The following is a 16,708-nucleotide window of genomic DNA, read 5'->3' as shown; positions in this document are numbered from 1 at the left end:
ATGTTAAGTCGTTTCTTTATTCAGAGACCTAAATTCGCGCTGGTTATTTCGATCATATTAACGCTAGCCGGCGCGATCTCACTGGCGATTTTGCCAGTGGCTGAGTACCCACAGATAAGCCCGCCATCAGTAAGCGTTTCGGCTTACTACACTGGCGCGAGTGCGGAAGTTGTCGAGCAGGCCATTGCGGACCCCATAGAGACCTCAGTCAACGGCGTTGAGGATATGATATACATGTCTTCAAAGAGCGCGAACGATGGCTCTTACAGCCTAAACGTCACGTTCGATGTTGGCACCGATCCAGATATGGCGCAAGTTAACGTGCAAAACCGCGTGTCACAGATTGAGTCAAAACTGCCTCAAGAAGTTCGCATGGTTGGTGTGACGGTGAAAAAGCGTTCACCTGACTTGCTGATGGTACTTAACTTCTATTCACCTGATGGCAAATACGATGATCAGTTCTTGATTAACTACATTAACTTGAATGTAAAAGATCAGTTGGCTCGTGCGAAAGGTATCAGTGAAGTTAACGTGATTGGTGGTGGCGAATACGCAATGCGTGTTTGGTTAGATCCTGAAAAAATGGCCAACCTTAAGCTAACCACGTCAGACGTATACGCCGCTTTGGCTGAACAGAACGTTCAAGTTGCGGCAGGGCGTGTAGGTGCAGCACCATACAACAATCCGCAAGAAGTTCAGTTTAACCTTGTGACCAAAGGTCGCTTGGAAAGCGTGAGTGAGTTTGAGAACGTAGTCCTTCGAGCTAATCCCAATGGCTCTACGGTTTATCTGAAAGATGTTGCTCGCGTTGAACTAGGCAAAAAGTTCTACGATGGTAACGGTAAGTTCCGTGGCCAGGACGCGTCAATCGTTGCGTTGTCTCTTCAATCGGATGCGAATGCGTTAGAAAGTGGTCAGGCCGTCATGGAGCTCCTTGAGGGCTTGAGCAAAAACTTCCCAGAGGGAATGGAATACGAGACCAGCTACGATACAACCGTGTTCGTATCTGAATCGATCAAAGGGGTAGTAAAAACACTGATTGAAGCGATTCTATTGGTGATCGCTGTAACTTACTTGTTCTTGGGTAGTGCGCGTGCAACGTTGATTCCTGTTGTCGCGATCCCCGTTTCTCTGATTGGTACGTTTGCCATCATGCAGGCAACGGGCTTCACCATTAATACGGTTACTTTGTTTGGCTTGATCCTTGCGATTGGTATCGTGGTGGACGATGCGATTCTGGTTATCGAAAACGTCGATACTACCATGGCGAAAGACCCAACCATTTCACCGCGTAAAGCGACGTTGCTAGCGATGAAAGAAGTAACGGGACCAATCATCACGTCGACCTTGGTTCTACTTGCGGTATTCATACCCGTCGCCATGCTGCCAGGTATCACCGGTATCATGTATCGCCAGTTCGCTTTGACCATCTGTATTTCGGTTGTTATTTCATCCATCAATGCATTGACGCTGTCTCCAGCACTTTGTTCTCTGGTATTGAAGCAGGGTGGGGGCAATACCGCTAACTGGTTCCAGGCTTTCAACCGAGGCTTAGAGCGCATCACTACGCGTTATGGCCAGATCGCTGGTTTCTTGGTGAAGAAGTCTTTACTGCTCGTGACGTTCTTTATAGTTGCTATCGCAGCGGTCACTTTCTTTGCGAAAACCACCTCTACAGCGTTTGTTCCTCAAGAAGATAAAGGCATTTTGCTGGTTAACGTACAGCTACCAGATTCAGCCTCTTTATCACGTACTGAAGAAGTCACCAATGATTTAATGAAAATGATCGGTGAAGAGCCTGGTGTGGATGGTGTGACGGTTGCGAACGGTTACTCGTTTATGACAGGCGCAGCAGCATCAAACGGTGCTTCTGTATTTATCAAATTGCATGACTGGGATACTCGTAACTCGCTGCAAGGAGAGCACTCTGCTAATGCTATCGCGGCACGTATTAACGGGCGAGCGGCGACAGAGTTACCTCAAGCGGTTGTTTTTGCGATGGGACCACCGGCGGTTCCAGGTATGGGCGCTGCGTCTGGTTTTGAGTTTGTGCTTGAAGACACGCTAGGGCGAAGTCGTACCGACTTGTCGATGGTCATGGGAGAAATGATCCAAGCGGCTAACCAAGCGCCTGAAATTGCCTACACGTTTAGCACGTTCCGCGCGAATGTTCCGCACTACTACGTTGATATCGATCGTGAGAAAGCGCAGCAATTAGGTATTTCGCTGTCGTCTATTTTCCAAACCTTGCAAGGCAACTTAGGTTCGCTTTATGTGAATGACTTCACCATGTTTGGTAAGAACTTCCGCGTAACCATGCAAGCTGATAGCCAGCACCGTAGCAGCATGGAAGATCTAGAGCGTTTCCATGTTCGTTCTTCGAACGGTGATATGGTTCCGTTAAGTACGCTAGTGAGCTACGAGCAAGTGTTTGAGCCTGATGTGGCGTGGCGTTACAACATGTACCGCAGTGCTATCATTCAAGGCCAACCAGCACCGGGTTACTCTAGTGGTGATGCGATTGCCGCAATGGAACGCGTTGCTGCTGAAGTTCTTCCACAAGGGTATACGTATGAATGGACAGGTATGGCTTATCAGGAAGTGCTTGCGGGCAACCAAGCCATTTATGCGTTTGCGCTGGCTTTGATATTCATTTACTTGTTTATGGTGGCTCAGTATGAGAGTTGGAGTATTCCACTGGCTATTATTTTGGTGGTCCCAGTAGCAACGTTAGGTTCCTTCCTTGCGTTGAATCTAACTGGCACGCCGCTTAACTTGTATGCCCAAATTGGTCTTGTCTTGCTCATAGCCTTGGCGGCGAAAAACGCAATTTTGATTGTGGAGTTCGCCAAGCAAGAGCGTGAAGAAAAAGATGCTGATATCGATAGTGCAGCGGTTAAAGGAGGCACGTTACGTTTCCGCGCTGTGAATATGACATCTTGGTCATTTATCCTGGGTATCTTCCCGCTTATCTTTGCCGCTGGCGCGGGGCACGTGAGTCAAAACTCACTCGGCGTGTCGCTGATTGGTGGTCTATTGTGTGTGCTTCTAGCAGGTACATTCTTGATCCCAGGCTTCTACGCTCTGGTGCAAAGACAGCGTGAGAAAGTTCATGGCGGCAACACCAAGCTGGTTCCTCTTGATGATGAATAATCACATCCGAAGTGCGCAGTAAGCACGAAGTGACAATTGAAAAAAAGCCCGAAGCAATGACTGCCTCGGGCTTTCTATTTTGAAAAGGGTTATTTTAGCGCAGTTTTGAATTGTGCAACGGCTTCATCCATATCATGAGCTTGAGCAGAGACAGAGTTCACTTCATGCAAGCATTCCTGAGCGGATTGCATGTTATTCTCAGATATTGCGTTTAGCTCGGTGATTGAACCGCTAACTTGGTTCATCACGATACCTTGTTCTTCAATTGCTGAAGCTATGCGCTCCGAATTACCTTGAATTGAATGCATGTCAGTAATGATCTGTTGCAGGCTAGAATCCAGTTTTTCAGAAGCATTAAGTGTTTGTTGCCCTTGATCGTTACATTGATCAATATCAGCAACAACTGTAGACATTTGAGTTTGAATGTCTGCAACGACCCGCGTGATTTCCTCTGTGGATTGATGAGTTCGGCTAGCTAGGGCGCGTACTTCATCGGCGACAACTGCAAACCCGCGGCCTTGTTCGCCTGCTCGCGCGGCTTCAATTGCTGCGTTGAGAGCTAGTAGGTTGGTTTGCTCTGCAATTTCTTGGATGATGTTCACGGCACCACCAATTTTATCTACATGCTGATTCAGCGAGCCAATCGACTGCTGGCTGTTTGATAAAATCGTGGTTAGTTGACCGATGTTGGTTACCGTCGCCTCAACAACTCCTCGACCTTGTTCGGCATTATTCGCTGCCTGATGTACGCCTTCTACCGCAACTGATGTGCTTTCAGAGATTTCACCTATTGTGGCAACCATTTGCTGAACTGCCGTCGCCATTGATGCTGTGTGGTCAGTTTGCGTGTGGAATTGCTCCATAACGCCTTCTAACTCACGATGCATATTATCGGTACTTGCAGTGAGTTGCGCCGATTTTTCTTGGGTACTACTAATTAGATGCTCAAGCTTATCCAATAGGTCATTGAGGTGATGACTGATATCAAATAGCTCGTCTTGACCTTTCAAATCAGATCGAAGTCCCATGTTGTTCGTTTCGCTGATACTTCGAATGGTGCCAAGTAAGCTATTCACTCGCGTATTGATTGAACGTGAAATTTGCCAAATCAATGCGAAAATAACGACTAAGATCAGAGCTGTAATGACCTGCTTGATGGTCGACATTTGTTCATCACGTTGTGCGGCAGCAGAGCTAAGGGCTGTGGAAAAGGTTTCAAATTGCTCTTCTACGGCATGGGATAATGCGCGAGTTTCACCGAGTAGGCCTTTGTCATAAGCAACCCCAACAACTTGCTTTTGGGCCGCCAATTGCTTACCTGTTTTGATAAGCTCCGGAGCATATTGCCCCTCAAGCAAGTCACTATTGAATAGTCCTGCTTTTACCGCAGAGTCAAAACGGACTAATGCCAACAACTGCTGGTGGTCTGAACGTTGTTTAGCTTCTAATAGTGCTTGTTCGTAACCGGCGAGAAGCCCACTCTTTGAATCAAGCCCGTATCGTTGGTAAGCGCTGACCAGATTCTGAAAGCCCCTTTGGTATGCGAGCAAGTCTTGCTTAAATTGTTGACTGGAAGGTAATTCATTACTCTTGAGTATGTTCGCAAGCTCTTTTTCTGTGTCTATAAACTTGTCAACATTGGCGTCAAACTTATTTAGATATTTGTCATTACTACGCAGTAGGAAATCTTTTTCATTTCTGCGTAAGTTGAGTAAGCGTATTTCTAGATCACCAACGAGTTTGATGGCGTGATTAAGATCATTGCTCTTATTTTCAAAATGGGATGACGTACCCAAAAGGGCCACGATGCCTAAAATGGCGATAACTCCGAGGAAGTAGAGTTTTTGCCTAATAGTCATATTGTTGTTTCCTGAATAAGTAACTAAAAAGAGAAATCCAATGAGATTTCCAAGGGCTAGCAAACGTTGTTCAACTAACATGTCGAGAAAACGACATGCACTAATACAGCACTTTTTTACGTTGCTGTTTTTTCGCTCCGTGCTTGTTTTTTGTATCAAGTCGTCGGCGTTGAGAAGCGCGGGTTGGTTTCGTTTTAATACGCTTCTTCTCCTGTAAAGCGGCAGCTTTTATCAATGCTTGAAGCCGATTTAGGGCGTCTTCCTTATTTTGTTCTTGTGTCCGAAATTGTTGCGCTTTGATGATGATCACGCCATCTTTACTTATACGACTATCAGAAAGTGCAAGTAATCGCTCTTTGTAAAAGTCAGGTAAGCTTGAATGCCGGATATCAAAGCGCAGGTGTATAGCGGACGCTACCTTGTTAACGTTCTGGCCACCATTTCCTTGAGCTCTAATTGGGGATAATTGAATTTCCCACTCTTGAATTGTGACGGAGTTCGAAATTTTGAGCATGATAAGTAAATGCCGGTAAGGACGATTGAAAGAGCTGATAAATTAACATTACAGATGCACAAATAGAAGAAAAGACATGAGCACGATTGATTTTAGACCCTATGAGGGATTCATATTTGATATGGATGGTACTCTAATCGATACCATGCCAGCCCATTTGGCAGCTTGGCAAGCAACTGCTGAGCGTTTTGATTTTCCGTTTTGCCAGGAATGGTTTCACAGTTTGGGAGGGATGCCGAGCTTTAAAATTGTTGAGGAACTAAATCGTGTGCATGAGCTTTCATTAGATCCTAAAACTGTCGCGACATTTAAAATGGAAACATTCGCTGCTATGGAGCTTCATGGTGACGTTATTCCTTGCACGAACATCGTGTTAGAGGAATATTTAGGCCATAAGAAAATCGCAGTCGGGACTGGCAGCCAACGAGAAAGTGCCATGCGCTTATTAAGCCATGCAGGTTTATTAGACAAGTTGGATGTTGTAGTAACCGCGAGTGATGTAGAGAACCATAAACCCTTTCCAGATACCTTTTTGGTGGCCGCGGAACAACTCGACTTGGAGGCGTCACAGTGTCTTGTGTTCGAGGATACTGAGTTGGGGAAGCGAGCGGCGCATGCAGCTGGTATGGATTGCGTTATGGTGCAAGATAATGAGTTGATCTTTTTCCCAAAACCATAGTGGCAATATCCCTTAATATGAGATCAAAATGGGGTGCAAATGCACCCCATTAATTTTTTACCACATCATCGATCATGAATCATAGATGCTTATTCTGGTTGAACTAGCTCTTGGTATTCAAATGAAGGTACCACAACTTCTACGCGACGGTTTTTCTCACGACCTTCGCGAGTGCTGTTGTCAGCAACTGGGTTTTCTTCACCCATACCTTTAACTGTCAAACGTTCTGAACCAATGCCAGCTGCGGTTAGGTAATCAGCAACAGATTGAGCACGACGCTCAGACAGTTTTTGGTTGTATGCCGCAGGGCCTGAGCTATCCGTGTAACCAGTAATCTCTACTTGAGCTTGAGGATATTCGTTCAAGAATGAAACAAAGTTGTCCAGACGTTCAGAAACGGACTCTGTTAACTTAGCACTATCGAATTCAAACGTACCTGTACCGTACTCTTCTTTGTGCACCTTGCTCATCATCACTGGTTCTGGATCTGGCTCGATCACTTCTTCCGTTACAACTGCTGCAACAACTGGAGCTGCTGCGAATTTGTAGTTAACACCGATACCAAAGAAGTTAGCATCCATGTCGTCCCACACGTCGTCAGACATATCTTGGTAGCGTTGGTATTCAGCGCGAACACTCCAGTTTCTATCGATCGAGTATTCAGCACCCAAAGAACCTGTTGGGACAAAGTCTGTTTCGTCATCAGACATCATGTAAGCACCACCGATCTTAGCAAATAGATTCCAAGAGTCGTTTAAGTGCCAGTTGAATTTAGGTGCAAGTGTTAAAGCCGTTAGATTGCCGTCAATCGTATTAATCGTATTAGCCCCTGACCTAGAGTTTCCTTCATAGTCGCCTAAGAAGTCTACGCCGTACTCTAGCCCGATGATATCGGTAAAGTCATAACCGATATGTAGTCCTGCACCGAACGCTTCATCATCACAAGGGCTATTTAGATAGCAAGCGTCGTCAAGTGTAGTCATGCCCACTTTGCCCCCGATGTACATTTCAGCTTGAGCAGAGTTTAAAAGCGCGCTACTACCAGCTACCACTGCTGCTACTGCAATTGCTACTTTGTTCATAATGTTTCCTTGTATTGATTGCATATTAACTTCTACTTCGTTTTATCAAAAAATTAGAAAAAACCAGCGTTTATAAGAAATTAGTTTAATATTCTAATCATTTCATATCAAGCAACAATATATTTGAACTTGATCAACATTTACTACCCAAAAATACCTCACAAACTTCTGATATTTCTTACATTGTAGTAAAGATTTTTTGGTGCATAAGAAAATTGATGATTATTTTGAACTTTTTTTCGTAAACTTTACTTTACATTGTGCGCAGTGGTTAACAGGTGGTTTTTATTTGCATTTATTTGCAAAAACTGATTGCAAGTCTACGCCTAAGCCGATAAGTTACTTAAACGCTAGACAGAAAATGACCACAGCCCTTGATGCTGCTCGCTTTGTGAACAATGTTGCAATGAGTTCAGTTGGTAAAAATGGGGTCGGAAATAAAACCAGGAAGTAGAAGTAATGTTTCAAACTGATGATGTAAGAATAAATAGAGTAAAAGAGTTATTGCCACCTGTTGCAGTATTAGAGAAGTTCCCAGCGACTGAAACCGCTTCTTCGACCACTTTTGATTGCCGTAACGCCATTCACAATATTCTTGAAGGAAAAGACGATCGATTACTCGTGATCGTTGGCCCGTGTTCTATTCACGATCCGGCTGCCGCGGTTGAGTACGGCAAAAAGCTAAAAGTACTACGTGATGAACTGGGCGAGCAGCTTGAGGTTGTTATGCGAGTTTATTTTGAAAAGCCGCGTACGACCGTTGGTTGGAAAGGCCTTATCAATGACCCTTACTTAAATGACACCTATAAGCTAAATGATGGTCTACGTATCGGACGTAAACTTCTTCTTGATCTAACCGATATGGGCTTGCCAACGGCAAGTGAATTCTTAGATATGATCACACCTCAGTACGTGGCGGATTTGATCAGTTGGGGCGCTATCGGTGCTCGTACGACAGAATCTCAGGTTCACCGCGAGCTAGCTTCTGGTCTTTCTTGTCCTGTAGGTTTCAAAAACGGTACAGACGGGAATATTAAAATAGCGAGCGACGCGATTCGTTCTGCAAGCGCTTCCCATCACTTCCTTTCAGTAACAAAATACGGTCATTCCGCGATCGTAGAAACCGCTGGTAATCCAGACTGCCATATTATTCTACGTGGCGGTAAAGAACCAAACTACAGTGCAGCACATGTAGCTCAAATTAAAGATGAGCTGGACACCGCAGGTCTGCCGAAAAAAGTGATGATTGATTTTAGCCATGCTAACAGCTCGAAGCAGTTCAAGCGTCAAATGCTGGTGTCTGATGATGTATCCGAGCAAATCTCTGCTGGCGAAGAAGCCATTTTTGGTGTGATGATCGAGTCTCATTTAGTTGAAGGTCGCCAAGACTTAGTGGATGGCAAAGCAGCCACTTATGGTCAGTCGATTACTGATGCATGTATTGGTTGGGAAGATACGGAAACGGTACTTCGTCAGCTTTCTGATGCAGTAAAAGCGCGCCGCAACAAGTAAGCTCAACAGAAAAACTTTTTAAAAGCGAAAAGTGAATAGTGAAGAGCCAGAGGTACTATGCCTCTGGCTCTTTTTGTTGAGAATTACTCTCATATCTTTCTATTGTTTCTGCTTTCCTATATGTTATCTGTATACGTCGTAACCAAAAGGAATTTGGAATTGAATCGTAATGTATGGCTTCTATCCCTCTGCCAAGCCTTATTAATGACAGGGAATATTTTACTCATATCTGTTATTGCCCTTATTGGCAAAACACTTGCGCCGTCATCAAGTTTTATCACATTACCAGTTGCACTGCAGTTTTTGGGACTGATGGCCGCGACAATTCCTGCGTCGCTAATTATGGGCAAGTTAGGGCGTCGCCTTGGTTTTAGCCTTGGTAATGTCATTGGCATTTTGGGTGCTAGTCTAGCGACGTATGCATTAAGTCAACAAAACTTCTATCTGTTCTGCATGTCTACGTTTTTGCTTGGTGTTGGTATAGGTTTCGGTACTCTATACAGGTTTGCTGCCATTGAAGTGTGTGAAGAGTCGGCAAGGCATAGGGCGATTTCGATATCTATGGCGGGTGGGGTGTTAGCGGCGATCCTTGGGCCTAATCTGGCCGTGTACTCGCAGCAGTGGTCAGATGATGGCTTATACATTAGTGCATTTGCTGTGCTTGTCGTGCTTTATATAACCGCGTTGGTTGTGCTGCAAACCATTCGTTTTCCACCTGCACACACGCAGGCGCTACACGCTAAGGCGGATAAGCTGAGACTGATTATTCGTCGACCTAATTTCATGCTGGCCGTTATCGCGGCAATGGTTGCGTACGCGGTGATGAACATTTTAATGACAGCAACTCCTTTAGCGATGATTGGTTGTGGCTTTGATTTTGATAAAGCGGCGGGAGTGATCGAATGGCACGTGTTGGGTATGTTTGCACCTGCGTTTGTCACGGGCCGTCTGATAGAGCGGTTTGGCGCTAAGAATATGATTTTAGCGGGTGGATTGCTATTTGTTGCTTGTATTGGAATTAATATACATGGAGTGTCTATCTGGCATTTTAGTCTTGCTTTAATCCTGTTAGGAATAGGGTGGAACTTTATGTTTATCGCAGCAACTGGGCTGTTTAGTCAAAGCTATGAAGCGAAAAACAGAAGCAAGGCTCAAGCGTTTAATGAATTCTTCGTGTTCAGTTGTGTCACCATCACCGCATTACTATCTGGTTGGCTTGAGTCTACCGTAGGTTGGCAGAATTTTAATTTGTATGTTCTTCCATTTGTGTTACTCGTTATCGCGATGTTTGCGTTAAAAACGAATAAAAAGCCAGAATCACAAACCGCTTAATTAAGTCTTAATATATAACCCGGCCTATCGTGTCGGGTTTGTTTATTAGCTCAAATCAACAATCTCTTCTTTATGTTTTTATCGATAATGTGAATTCCCACAATAAAAATGTCGATTTGATAAGACTTTTTATCTAACTTTTTGTAATAAAAATAAAAATCCTGTATATATCTTGCCGAAAATCAATAAAAACTAAAGAAGTTTCGTCTATGTCAGCCAATATTTCTCATAAAGCTCAAGAAACTCTCGTGAGGGAGTCTGAGGAACTCGTCTCAACAACGAACTTACAAGGTGTTATTACATATTGTAATGAAGCCTTTTGCCGCGTTGCTGAATACACTCACGAAGAACTTGTCGGTCAGAACCATAATATAGTTCGTCATAATGATATGCCTAAAGCCGCTTTCGGTGACATGTGGGCACGCCTTAAACAAGGTAAAGCCTGGCGTGGAATGGTTAAGAATGCCACTAAGTCTGGCGGTTACTATTGGGTTGATGCTTATGTCACCCCTATCTACGAAGACAACCATGTTGTTGGGTATCAATCAGTGCGCGTGAAACCAAAGCGAGAGTGGGTTGATATTGCGACAAAAGCCTACAAAAGCATGCGTGCTGCAGAGAAGTCTGGCCGAACTTGGTCGTTGAAAATCAATGAAACCATTCGCTATGCGATTCTACTTGGTGCACTAACCGCACCTGCAACCGCATATGCGTTGTCTGTTGAAGGGCCGTTGGCTTGGCTTGCAAGTGCGTTACCTGCAAGTGTTCTGGCTCTGTTATTCCGCCAAGAGTTAATTGATACACCTCAGCAACTTAAAAAGTTACAAAAGCAATATGACAGCGTAAGTCGCTTGATCTATTCCGGTAACACGGCATTTTCGATTGCCGATTTCCATATCAAAATGCTATCCGCAAGAATTCGAACCGTGTTAGGAAGAATGACTGACTCCGCATTGCCTTTGCAGCATTGCGCCGAAGAGCTTAGTCAAACAACGGCAGAAGTCTCGGCTGCATTAAATCAGCAAAATACCGATATTCATCGTGTGCGAGATGCTACCCAAGAGGTGGAGTCGTCGGCAAATTCGGTTTCTTCGAGTACCAATGATGCCCATATGTTGATTGATGATACATTGAAGTCATGCTTGATGGCGAAGGAGACCATCGATCAAACGCACACCAATCTAGCGAAGTTAAGCCTTCAAGCTGAAAAAGCGACGGAAACGACGTATCAACTGAGTGATCAGGCACAGAAGGTGAACCATTTGATGGAAGAGATTGGTGGGATCGCAGAGCAAACCAATTTACTGGCACTCAACGCGGCGATTGAAGCGGCAAGAGCAGGGGAGCAAGGTCGTGGTTTTGCTGTTGTAGCTGATGAGGTCCGCGCGCTTTCTGGGCGAACATCCAATGCAACTGAACAAATCCAAGCCTCTATCTCCACTATGTTGGCAACGATTCAAAGTTGGCAGAAAGATATTCTGGCAAACAAAGAGCAAACCGATGCCTGTTCTCAAGTAGCAGAACAAAGTGCGTTGCGTTTGTCTGAAGTTGAACAGATGATGCAAACCATGAGTGGGCTGATGGTTGATGTAGCAGAAGCGGCGAATAACCAGTTAAAGCTATCTAGTGATGTAAACCAGCACATTCATTCTATCGCTTCGACCGCAGAACAAAACTTGGCAGCAACACATTCAGTTGAACAAAACAGCCGACAGTTGAAAGACCAAGTACAAGATTTCTATCAGCTCGCACTTCGATTTGAAGACAAATAGTCGTAACGAAAGTTGTGATGTTTATGTCCTGGCTGCGTTTATACGAATAGGAGCCAGATAAAAGAAAGCCCCGCCATTGCTGGTGGGGCTTTTCAGTTTTCACATTCGCAATAGAGAAAACTGACTATCTTTTTACTGCAATTACGCGAGCAGCTCTTTTGCTGTGTTCACTACGTTTTCAGTCGTGAAACCAAACATTTTGAATAGTTCGCCAGCTGGTGCAGATTCACCGAATGAAGTCATACCGATGATGCGACCGTCGAAGCCTACGTACTTGTACCAGAAGTCAGCAATACCTGCTTCAATTGCGATACGTGCTGTTACGTCTGATGGCAGTACAGCTTCACGGTAAGCGGCGTCTTGTTTGTCGAATGCGTCTGTTGATGGCATTGAAACAACGCGTACTTTCTTACCTTCAGCAGTTAGCTGTGCTGCTGCTTCTACTGCTAGTTCAACTTCAGAACCTGTTGCGATAAGGATTAGCTCTGGCTTGCCTTCGCAATCTTTCAGAATGTAAGCACCTTTCGCGATGTCTGCTACTTGTTCTACTGTGCGCTCTTGTTGCGCAAGGTTTTGACGAGAGAAGATAAGTGCTGTCGGTGCATCTTTACGTTCAATCGCTAGTTTCCAAGCTACAGCGGACTCAACTTGGTCACATGGACGCCATGTGCTCATGTTTGGTGTTAGGCGTAGCGATGCCATTTGCTCAACTGGTTGGTGAGTTGGACCATCTTCGCCAAGACCGATAGAGTCATGCGTGTACACTTGGATGTTCTGAATTTTCATCAGTGCAGCCATACGCATTGCGTTACGTGCATACTCCATGAACATTAGGAATGTTGCGCCGTAAGGAACGAAACCACCGTGTAGCGCGATACCGTTCATGATCGCTGTCATACCGAATTCACGTACGCCGTAGTGGATGTAGTTACCAGAGAAGTCGCTTGCTTCTAGAGACTTAGAACCAGACCACATTGTTAGGTTAGAAGGTGCTAGGTCAGCAGAACCACCCATGAACTCTGGTAGTAGAGCACCAAATGCTTCTAGAGCATTTTGAGACGCTTTACGTGATGCAATGTTTGCTGGGTTAGCTTGAAGATCAGCAATGATTTGGCTTGCTTTCTCTTCCCACTGTGCAGGAAGCTCACCGTTTACGCGGCGTTTAAATTCAGCTGCCAGCTCAGGGTACGCTGCTTCATAAGCTGCAAATTTCTCGTTCCACGCTGCTTCCTTAGCTGCGCCTGTTTCTTTCGCTGACCATTCTGCGTAGACTTCTTGCGGAATTTCAAAAGGACCGTGCTCCCAACCTAGTTCTTTGCGTGTTGCTGCGATTTCTTCTGCACCTAGTGGCGCACCGTGACAATCGTGTGAACCAGATTTGTTTGGTGAACCAAAACCGATGATAGTCTTAGTACAGATAAGTGTAGGACGTGGATCCGCTTTCGCTGCTTCAATTGCTGCGTTGATTGCGTCAGCATCGTGACCATCGACTGCAGGAATTACGTGCCAACCGTAAGCTTCGAAACGCTTAGGTGTGTCGTCAGAGAACCAACCTTCAACGTGACCGTCGATAGAGATGCCGTTGTCATCCCAGAACGCGATCAGCTTGCCTAGACCTAGAGTACCTGCAAGAGAGCATGCCTCGTGCGAAATACCTTCCATCAGACAGCCGTCGCCCATGAACACGTAAGTGAAGTGGTCAACGATGTCGTGGCCTTCTTTGTTGAATTGCGCTGCTAGCGCTTTTTCAGCTAGAGCCATACCAACCGCGTTAGTGATGCCTTGACCTAGCGGACCCGTTGTGGTCTCGATACCTGGCGCGTAACCATACTCTGGGTGACCAGGAGTTTTAGAGTGAAGCTGACGGAAGTTTTTCAGATCGTCAATAGATAGCTCGTAACCGCTTAAGTGCAGTAGAGAGTAAATAAGCATTGACCCATGACCGTTTGACAGCACAAAGCGATCGCGGTCGGCCCACTCTGGGTTTGAAGGGTTATGGTTTAGATGAGAGCGCCAAAGAACTTCAGCGATGTCAGCCATACCCATAGGTGCACCTGGGTGACCAGAGTTAGCTTGTTGAACACCATCCATGCTTAGCGCACGGATTGCATTTGCTAGATGTTTACGATCCATAGTGATTACTTCTCGATATTTGATTTAAATAGAGGGAACTCGCCGAAACAAGTTCAAATAGAATTTTTTGAAAATAGTGCTGATGGTAAAAGCGAGTAGACGGGCTACTCGCTTTTGGTAAGCAATTAAAGCTTAGCTTCGATCATCGCTTCTAGTTTGCCTTGGTCAACGGCGAAGTTGCGGATACCTTCAGCCAGCTTCTCAACAGCCATTGGGTCTTGGTTATGTTCCCATAGGAACTCAGCGTGAGTCATTGGTGCTGGACGCTCAGCTGCGCCCTTAGAATCAACTAGTTTCTCAACTACTTCACCTTCAGCTGCTTCTAGTTCTGCAAGTAGAGCAGGAGCGATAGTTAGACGGTCACAACCAGCTAGTTCTAAGATCTCACCGATGTTACGGAAGCTTGCGCCCATAACTACAGTTTTGTAGCCGTATTCTTTGTAGTAGTTGTAGATCTTAGTTACAGATAGTACGCCTGGATCTTCTTGAGCTTCGAAGTCACGGCCTTCTTTCGCTTTGTACCAGTCCATGATACGACCAACGAATGGCGAGATTAGGAATACACCCGCTTCTGCACAAGCACGTGCTTGAGCGAACGAGAATAGAAGCGTTAGGTTACAGTTGATGCCTTCTTTTTCTAGGATCTCAGCTGCGCGAATGCCTTCCCAAGTTGAAGCCAGTTTGATAAGGATACGGTCGTTAGTGATGCCAGCATCGTTGTACATTTTCACTAGTTGACGAGCTTTCGCTACGCTGCCTTCCATATCGTAAGATAGACGAGCGTCTACTTCTGTAGAGATACGACCTGGGATAGTTTTTAGGATTTCTTTACCGATGTTTACTGCAAGCATGTCACAAGTATCTTGAACTTGTTGAGCTTTGTCGTTGCTCTGTGCTTTAGCGTATTCGATTGAAGCATCGATTAGAGGTGCGTACTCTGCGATTTGAGCGGCTTTAAGGATAAGAGAAGGGTTAGTTGTTGCGTCTTCTGGCTGATACTTTTTAATTGCATCAATCTCGCCAGTGTCTGCTACTACAGTCGTTAGTTTACGAAGTTGCTCTAACTTGTTGCTCATAATCGATCATCCTATTTAAATGGGCTTAAGCGTGATTTTTGTTATCACAGCTTGTGCATTTGCAAGCGAGTTAGCTAACCGTCTCATCGCATTTAATGAGACATCTGCTCAGCCAACTACGGAAAATTTCGTTACCGAACAAATGCTATGAACATTTGATCGATAGCTGAGTAAATGATGTGTCCATATTTATCCTATCTATGCTGAAAGTCAATCGCTGAAATGGACTTATAGTGAACTTCATCAACGTTTTTTTACTGTGTGTTTAGTGGTTAACCCAAATAAACGTTTGCCCTTATTGTTCAAAGCTTGAGCGTTGTCCAAGAGGGTAAAAAATTGTAGTGAGAAAATGTTATTGCGATGAGCAAATGTAGCGTTTAAATTGATAAAGAACATATGCTAAGTCAATGAGCATATGTTCACTTATTGCATACAATATCGATCCTCTTAAAGGGCGAGAGAAACCATGAGCAGTTCTAATCAAGATATTTCCATTGAAAACACGGATTTGTTGACAGAGATTTCCGTCGCGTATTATCAAGACGGTGCGACTCAGGAAGAGATATCGAGAAAATTTGCCATATCACGCGCAAAGGTCGGGCGAATGCTCAAGCAGGCGCGTGATGAAGGCATTGTTGAAATTACCGTTAAATACCATCCGGTGTTCAGCGCCAAGATTGAACAACGTTTGATCGAGCGATTCGGCGTTAAGCGCGCGCTTGTTGCTCTTGATCAACCGAATGAAGAAGCGCAACGACTACAGGTATCGGGATTGGTGTCCAATTATCTCACTAGCACGCTCAAAAACGGCATGGTGGTGACGGTCGGACAAGGGCGCAACGTGTCGTCTGTCGCTCACCATATTGGTGTTATTACGCCGCGTGATTGTAAATTTGTGTGTGGCATTGGTGGTATTCATCCGCGTGGCGGTATGTATAACGCCGACCATATTTGTCGTCAGTTGGCGAAGAAATATGGGGGGACCTCTGAAACACTTTATGCGCCGGCTTACGCAGAAAACAGAGAACAGAAGTTGGCCTTTATGCAAAATGCAACCGTGAAACAAACGCTCGACCTAGCACGTAAAGCCGATGTCGCTTTGGTTGGTATTGGTGACATGAGCGAAAACAGTTACATGGTCGACTTAGGTTGGTTTACGCCTGATGAAGTGGTTCAGTCGAGACTTCAACAAGGTGTGGTAGGGGATTTTGCAGGTTATGACTTCTTTGATATTCACGGTAATGTAGCGAACACGGTAATGAGTGACCGAGTAATTGGACTTGGTATTGAAGAGTTTCGGCCGATCTCGGAAGTCATTGCGATCGCAGCTGAGAACAGCAAGCCACTCGCTCTACTCGGAGCATTAAGAACTGGAGCGATAGACGTGATCGCCACGAGCGTTAGCAACGCATTAACCGTGCTCAACTTAGATGAGCAAATGCACGGCAACGCGACATCTGAACGCTAACGGAAATAGTCGGCTTTTGATGTAGTCAGGCTATGAGGGGTGACAAATCACTCATAGCCAGTTTCTATTTCGAAATGACAAGTTTGGTTTAGAAGCTGCGTTTAGTATATTGGAACACATCATCTTTA

General features: G+C 45.1%; 12 protein-coding genes. 7 read left to right on the top strand and 5 right to left on the bottom strand.

Annotated features, from left to right (window positions below; genetic code table 11):
* Nucleotides 1–3,153, top strand: a complete 3,153-nt coding sequence (gene vmeZ / locus R7P64_RS08080) for a multidrug efflux RND transporter permease subunit VmeZ (RefSeq protein WP_017635194.1) — start codon at nt 1–3, stop codon at nt 3,151–3,153.
* Between the two features lie 89 nt (nt 3,154–3,242).
* Here vmeZ and R7P64_RS08075 read toward each other — a convergent pair whose 3' ends face one another.
* Together R7P64_RS08075 and arfB are read right to left on the bottom strand one after the other, a co-directional pair.
* A complete protein-coding gene (locus tag R7P64_RS08075) occupies nt 3,243–5,012 on the bottom strand; it encodes a methyl-accepting chemotaxis protein (RefSeq protein WP_025767924.1) in 1,770 nt (589 codons plus the stop codon).
* Nucleotides 5,013–5,112: 100 nt separating this feature from the next.
* Nucleotides 5,113–5,526: an alternative ribosome rescue aminoacyl-tRNA hydrolase ArfB gene (gene arfB, locus R7P64_RS08070; protein ID WP_017635196.1), complete on the bottom strand. Its 414-nt coding sequence runs from the start codon at nt 5,524–5,526 to the stop codon at nt 5,113–5,115.
* Between the two features lie 76 nt (nt 5,527–5,602).
* Between arfB and R7P64_RS08065 the strand changes: the two genes are divergently transcribed.
* Entirely contained in the window at nt 5,603–6,205 is a 603-nt protein-coding gene (locus R7P64_RS08065) for a beta-phosphoglucomutase family hydrolase (RefSeq protein ID WP_017819896.1), read from the top strand.
* A gap of 89 nt (nt 6,206–6,294) precedes the next feature.
* On the opposite strand, the gene R7P64_RS08060 is transcribed toward R7P64_RS08065, so the two are convergent.
* Nucleotides 6,295–7,287: an OmpA family protein gene (locus tag R7P64_RS08060; protein WP_318119111.1), complete on the bottom strand. Its 993-nt coding sequence runs from the start codon at nt 7,285–7,287 to the stop codon at nt 6,295–6,297.
* A gap of 202 nt (nt 7,288–7,489) precedes the next feature.
* Here R7P64_RS08060 and R7P64_RS08055 point away from each other — a divergent pair, with 202 nt between their 5' ends.
* The 4 genes from R7P64_RS08055 (at nt 7,490) to R7P64_RS08040 (ending at nt 11,903) form a co-directional block, all read left to right on the top strand.
* Nucleotides 7,490–7,741 (top strand): hypothetical protein, encoded by a 252-nt coding sequence (locus tag R7P64_RS08055; protein ID WP_151515721.1) that lies wholly within the window; start codon nt 7,490–7,492, stop codon nt 7,739–7,741.
* A gap of 5 nt (nt 7,742–7,746) precedes the next feature.
* Complete coding sequence (gene aroG / locus R7P64_RS08050; protein WP_017635200.1) at nt 7,747–8,799, top strand: 3-deoxy-7-phosphoheptulonate synthase AroG; 1,053 nt, start codon at nt 7,747–7,749, stop codon at nt 8,797–8,799.
* 159 nt (nt 8,800–8,958) lie between these two features.
* A complete protein-coding gene (locus tag R7P64_RS08045; protein WP_318119110.1) occupies nt 8,959–10,131 on the top strand; it encodes an MFS transporter in 1,173 nt (390 codons plus the stop codon).
* A gap of 209 nt (nt 10,132–10,340) precedes the next feature.
* Nucleotides 10,341–11,903 carry a methyl-accepting chemotaxis protein gene (locus R7P64_RS08040; protein WP_017819900.1) on the top strand — a complete coding sequence of 521 codons (1,563 nt, stop codon included), beginning with the start codon at nt 10,341–10,343 and terminating at the stop codon, nt 11,901–11,903.
* Between the two features lie 141 nt (nt 11,904–12,044).
* Here R7P64_RS08040 and tkt read toward each other — a convergent pair whose 3' ends face one another.
* Both tkt and tal read right to left on the bottom strand, forming a co-directional pair.
* Nucleotides 12,045–14,036 (bottom strand): transketolase, encoded by a 1,992-nt coding sequence (gene tkt / locus R7P64_RS08035; RefSeq protein WP_318119109.1) that lies wholly within the window; start codon nt 14,034–14,036, stop codon nt 12,045–12,047.
* Between the two features lie 125 nt (nt 14,037–14,161).
* A complete protein-coding gene (gene tal / locus R7P64_RS08030; RefSeq protein WP_005373488.1) occupies nt 14,162–15,112 on the bottom strand; it encodes a transaldolase in 951 nt (316 codons plus the stop codon).
* 466 nt (nt 15,113–15,578) lie between these two features.
* Between tal and R7P64_RS08025 the strand changes: the two genes are divergently transcribed.
* Nucleotides 15,579–16,580, top strand: a complete 1,002-nt coding sequence (locus R7P64_RS08025; protein WP_005387670.1) for a sugar-binding transcriptional regulator — start codon at nt 15,579–15,581, stop codon at nt 16,578–16,580.
* The last annotated feature ends 128 nt before the right edge of the window (nt 16,581–16,708 follow it).

Origin of the sequence: Vibrio sp. 2304, assembly GCF_033339475.1 — a bacterium.
GTDB lineage: Bacteria > Pseudomonadota > Gammaproteobacteria > Enterobacterales > Vibrionaceae > Vibrio > Vibrio alginolyticus.
Note: the sequence above shows the minus strand (reverse complement) of the source record. Positions and strands in the feature narration are given on the sequence as shown.

Excerpts from the sequence above, each read along its gene's own strand:
- aroG (WP_017635200.1), top strand. The coding sequence starts at position 7,747 with ATGTTTCAAACTGATGATGTAAGAATAAATAGAGTAAAAGAGTTATTG.
- R7P64_RS08040 (WP_017819900.1), top strand. The coding sequence starts at position 10,341 with ATGTCAGCCAATATTTCTCATAAAGCTCAAGAAACTCTCGTGAGGGAG.
- tal (WP_005373488.1), bottom strand. The coding sequence starts at position 15,112 with ATGAGCAACAAGTTAGAGCAACTTCGTAAACTAACGACTGTAGTAGCA.
- vmeZ (WP_017635194.1), top strand. The coding sequence starts at position 1 with ATGTTAAGTCGTTTCTTTATTCAGAGACCTAAATTCGCGCTGGTTATT.
- R7P64_RS08065 (WP_017819896.1), top strand. The coding sequence starts at position 5,603 with ATGAGCACGATTGATTTTAGACCCTATGAGGGATTCATATTTGATATG.
- tkt (WP_318119109.1), bottom strand. The coding sequence starts at position 14,036 with ATGGATCGTAAACATCTAGCAAATGCAATCCGTGCGCTAAGCATGGAT.
- R7P64_RS08025 (WP_005387670.1), top strand. The coding sequence starts at position 15,579 with ATGAGCAGTTCTAATCAAGATATTTCCATTGAAAACACGGATTTGTTG.
- R7P64_RS08075 (WP_025767924.1), bottom strand. The coding sequence starts at position 5,012 with ATGACTATTAGGCAAAAACTCTACTTCCTCGGAGTTATCGCCATTTTA.
- R7P64_RS08060 (WP_318119111.1), bottom strand. The coding sequence starts at position 7,287 with ATGAACAAAGTAGCAATTGCAGTAGCAGCAGTGGTAGCTGGTAGTAGC.
- arfB (WP_017635196.1), bottom strand. The coding sequence starts at position 5,526 with ATGCTCAAAATTTCGAACTCCGTCACAATTCAAGAGTGGGAAATTCAA.